The sequence below is a fragment of the Spirulina sp. 06S082 genome, assembly GCF_034932145.1.
Lineage (GTDB): Bacteria > Cyanobacteriota > Cyanobacteriia > Cyanobacteriales > Spirulinaceae > CCY15215.
This window is the reverse complement of sequence record NZ_JAYGHV010000230.1, coordinates 1-3,897: the sequence shown is the minus strand read 5'-3', so window position 1 is coordinate 3,897 and position 3,897 is coordinate 1. Positions and strand designations below refer to the sequence as shown.

At 42.6% G+C, this 3,897-nt stretch carries 4 protein-coding genes, 1 tRNA gene and 1 pseudogene; 2 read left to right on the top strand and 4 right to left on the bottom strand.

Annotation, left to right across the window (positions count from 1 at the left end):
* A pseudogene (locus tag VB714_RS14885) lies at positions 1-850 on the bottom strand (IS200/IS605 family accessory protein TnpB-related protein); the annotation flags it as partial.
* Positions 851-935: 85 nt separating this feature from the next.
* Between VB714_RS14885 and tnpA the strand changes: the two are divergent.
* Complete coding sequence (gene tnpA, locus VB714_RS14880; protein ID WP_416309691.1) at positions 936-1,283, top strand: IS200/IS605 family transposase; 348 nt, start codon at positions 936-938, stop codon at positions 1,281-1,283.
* 177 nt (positions 1,284-1,460) lie between these two features.
* On the opposite strand, the gene VB714_RS14875 is transcribed toward tnpA, so the two are convergent.
* From VB714_RS14875 to VB714_RS14865, 3 genes are all read right to left on the bottom strand, one after another.
* Entirely contained in the window at positions 1,461-2,000 is a 540-nt protein-coding gene (locus tag VB714_RS14875; RefSeq protein WP_323225395.1) for a DUF4330 domain-containing protein, read from the bottom strand.
* 74 nt (positions 2,001-2,074) lie between these two features.
* Positions 2,075-2,159 (bottom strand) — tRNA-Ser (locus VB714_RS14870).
* 95 nt (positions 2,160-2,254) lie between these two features.
* Positions 2,255-3,019 (bottom strand): ABC transporter permease, encoded by a 765-nt coding sequence (locus VB714_RS14865; RefSeq protein ID WP_416309692.1) that lies wholly within the window; start codon positions 3,017-3,019, stop codon positions 2,255-2,257.
* Between the two features lie 174 nt (positions 3,020-3,193).
* On the opposite strand from VB714_RS14865, the gene VB714_RS14860 reads away from it, so the two are divergent.
* A complete protein-coding gene (locus VB714_RS14860) occupies positions 3,194-3,604 on the top strand; it encodes a phosphomannose isomerase type II C-terminal cupin domain (RefSeq protein WP_323225393.1) in 411 nt (136 codons plus the stop codon).
* Positions 3,605-3,897 lie beyond the last annotated feature (293 nt).

Below are 3,897 nucleotides of genomic sequence, written 5' to 3'. Positions count from 1 at the left end.
TTCGGTGACACTTCGAGTAAGTCTTTTGGCAGAATCGTGGTGGTAATTTCCCACCCGAACCAACAGTTAGTTTTGCTTTATGACGTATTGACTGCAATCGTTTGTCGCGACGGTCTATATCGGCTGCTAGATGGAAAAATTCCCTTGCAGTCACAGTGCCGTCAGAATTGACAATTGTTGCAGTCGCTAAAGTATTGATACCAACATCAACAGCTACGACTTTTGGAGCAGGTGTTAAAGATTTTGGTTTGACTTTAAATGGAACAGATAAGCAAACTAATTTATCATCAACAATTAATGTTGGCGATAATTGTTTGTTGTCAGGGTCAAGATGTCGCTCTCGTTTGGCAACAATTTTAACGGTTATCCAAATCCAATCTGAACTATTGAATACCTTAATTTCTGCCTCGGACAACTCCTCATTAAACTTAATGCACTGCCCTTTATACAAAACGGCGTAAACATTTGTTTTTCCGTTTAATCTAGGTGGCAGTGCATCTTTCCTTTTTCTTTGTCCTGATTGCCAAGACGAATATCGTGTAATGAATGAGGAAACTTGACCAATTGCAAATTCGATAGCCGCCCGTCTTAAATAAGAGGGAAACTTATAGAATTTATGGTCAAAATAAGAGTATTTAGGGTTGGGATTCTTTTTGGTTTTATGAATGAGTTTTTCGGTTGCCGCACAAGAACTTGACCCACTGTTGATGTCCGAGTAATGAGTATAGACAACACCAATCAATCCGCGAACGAATTGACGATAAATATTTTGGGTTAGCTGTAAATATTTACGCTGTTCTGGTGTGGGTTGTAATTCCCATCGATCTGTGCGTACAATCGAGTTAGCCATATTGCTATTGTTGCTCATGTCATTTGATTATAACACGCTAAACACTAAAAACCACAGCGCTTATCGAATTTTTTATCATATTGTATTGTCAGTCAAGTATTGTCACAAGTGCATCACTACTGACATTCTGACGCGACTCGAAGAGATATTTCGAGATTTGCTGACCAAATGGGATAGTAGGCTGGTAGAGTTTGGTGGGGAGTCCGACCACGTTCACTTGCTTGTAGAAACTTGTCCTACAGTTGCACCCGCTAATTTAATTAAAAACATGAAGTCTGTCTCCTCTCGTCGCATTCGTGCCGAGTATGCGGAACACTTAAAACCCTATTTTTGGAAACCCTATTTTTGGTCGCGTTCCTATTGCTGTATTTCTGTTGGCGGGCGAGCGAATATCGAAACCTTACTTACTACGATACATTCAGAACCAAGATGAACCTGGGCGACTTAAACAGCCTGCGCCGCTAACTGCGGTGCGACCCCGCGTCGGCGAAAGACGCAAGGGAACGCGCACCAAGAGAAGCGATTCGTCCTGTCGGACTGAATCGTAGGATGCGCGGCGCATTTTGCTCAATTTCCATGCCTAGATCCTCTTTTTTCCCTTTGTTATGGGCTAATCTACGACCCGAACTCCAATCACGCTACCGTTAAAGTTGTAACTTTGCCCATCAAGCTCGATCGCCGTGCCGATTTTAATTTGATTTTTACCCAAAACAGCCCCATTATCGGTAATTTGTGCTTTACCTGCCAAGACAATCAGCATATCAGTGCTGAAAGACTCTGCCATAGTGGCCATAGTGCGCGGATCGGCGATCATTTTTACAGATCCATCCGGTTGAGTGACAATAATTTGTCTTTCCAGCAATTCAATACTTTTAATTTCTACTGAACCACTGGGTTGATTGCGAATCACGAGATTTGTTTGACCCTTTGCTTGCATTTCTTGCACAAGTTCATCAGAATTTTTAACACTTAATCCCCTTACAACTACATCGACTTCGATAGGCTTCGTTGAAGTAACCTGTGCTAAAGAACCCGATGTTCCAGGGACAAAAAAGATACCGATAATGACTAAAAGAATAACTAACGCCGCACCCAAATCGAGAATGCTGAGTTTGCCAAATAAGCGCCCTTTAGAATCGAGAATGTTCATTGACTGTTTTTTAAACTGTGAGACAACATAACATGGACTAAGAGAACGATTGTTCTGTAAGGTTTCGGTTAAAACGGAGAGGGAGGGATTCGAACCCTCGAAGGCTTTCACCTTAACAGTTTTCGAGACTATCGCATTCAACCACTCTGCCACCTCTCCAAGGTCGATATGATTCTTCGCTATATTATACCTTAATTGGGAAAATTGGGGAGGTAATAAGGATACGGTAATGCGATCGCCTCTAGCCGCAAAATCTAATCTTGTTGGTGAGAAAACTTATAGGCACCCCAAAAGGCTAAGGCGATCGCCACCCCCAGCAAAACTGGAATCGAATACCAAGGAAACTGAGAAATAGGGGCATAAGCAGCCGATCGCAGGGCAATACTGGTATAAGTTAAGGGTAAGCAATAGACGACAATTTTTAAAGCAATAGGTAAAGTTGCCGGATCGAAAAATGTTGCCCCTAAAAAAGACATGGGAACAATGAGAAAATTGTTATATAAACCAACACTTTCTAAGGATTTAACGCTTAATCCTGTAATGACTCCTAACCCGGCAAAAACGGCACAATTGAGGACAACAATCAAGAGGAATAAGGGATTGATAAAACTAAAAATCTTGCCCGTAAAGAGTACCGCAACTAAAATCACAGAACCGGAAGTCATTAAGCCGCGCAAAATTCCCGCAACAACTTTTCCCCAATATAATGCGAGGGGATGAACCGGCATTAAGAGTAACTCTTCAAAAGTTTGACTGAATAGGCGATCGCCACAAATAGAAAAAGTCGTGCCGCCGAAACTAATAGTCATGGAAGATAAAGCCACCATCCCCGGTAAAATAAACTCGAGGTAGCTATCTCCTAGGGGAGGAGTCGTAGCGCGATCGAGGGCGCTTCCCAAGCCCAACCCAAAGGCGAAAATATAGATAAGCGGGGAGATTAAGCCCGTTGCAGCGACTTGAGCAATTCTTGCCCGTAATTCTAACCAATCTCCCCAGAAGACCGTTAAAATGTCAGCCAGTAGGGTTTGTAGCGGGGAAGTTGGGACAGCGCGATCGCGGTGAGGAGAGAGTTCGGATTTCACAGGTTTTAGTGGGAATGCTAAGTTTTCTTAAGAAGCAACTTAACAATTTTTGCGCGATCGGGCAACAAAGGAAAAAAAATGAGAAAATAATAACAATCGGGAGAAAAAACCATGAGCAACAAACCAGCAGATAAACAGGCAAATGAAATCCAAGCCGGAATTAGAGTCGAACAGCGACCTTGGGGAATGGTGACGGTATTGGAAGAAGGTTCTCGCTATCGCATTAACCGCATTGAAGTGAAACCCAAACATCATATTAGTACCCAAATGCACTATCATCGCAGCGAACATTGGATTGTTGTTGCGGGAACGGCAAAGGTGATTTGTGATGACCAAGAAACACTATTAATGCAAAAGCAATCAACCTATGTTCCCATGAATTCCAAGCATCGCGTCGAAAATCCAGGGGTGATTCCTTTAGTCATGATTGAGGTACAAAACGGGGAATTTTTAGGGGATGAAGATATTATTCGCTTTCCCGAAGAAGAATCCACAAACCCAGAAAAATTGTCTCATTCTTGAAGTCACTATTTTTTCATCTCACTTGCTGCGATCGCTGCTTTTCTGGCCGTCGAGGCAATGTCACTTCCGAGGCGATCGCGGTCATCGTAGACATATTCGGTGATATTGGTCAATCTTTGAATGAAATGTCGAGCGCAGTCCCTCTCTTACTTGGTTGGATATGGCGAACTAAATTCGCCATCCCCCAAGCGCTACCCATAATCTTTGATTTGGGTAGGGTTAGCGAGACCAAATAAGTTTAGTAGAATAAAAGCAATAAGACCAAAGTTTTTGAGCCAATGAGCCGACAAAAA

Coding starts and splice junctions, on each gene's coding strand:
- VB714_RS14875 (WP_323225395.1), bottom strand. CDS start 2,000: ATGAACATTCTCGATTCTAAAGGGCGCTTATTTGGCAAACTCAGCATT.
- VB714_RS14860 (WP_323225393.1), top strand. CDS start 3,194: ATGAGCAACAAACCAGCAGATAAACAGGCAAATGAAATCCAAGCCGGA.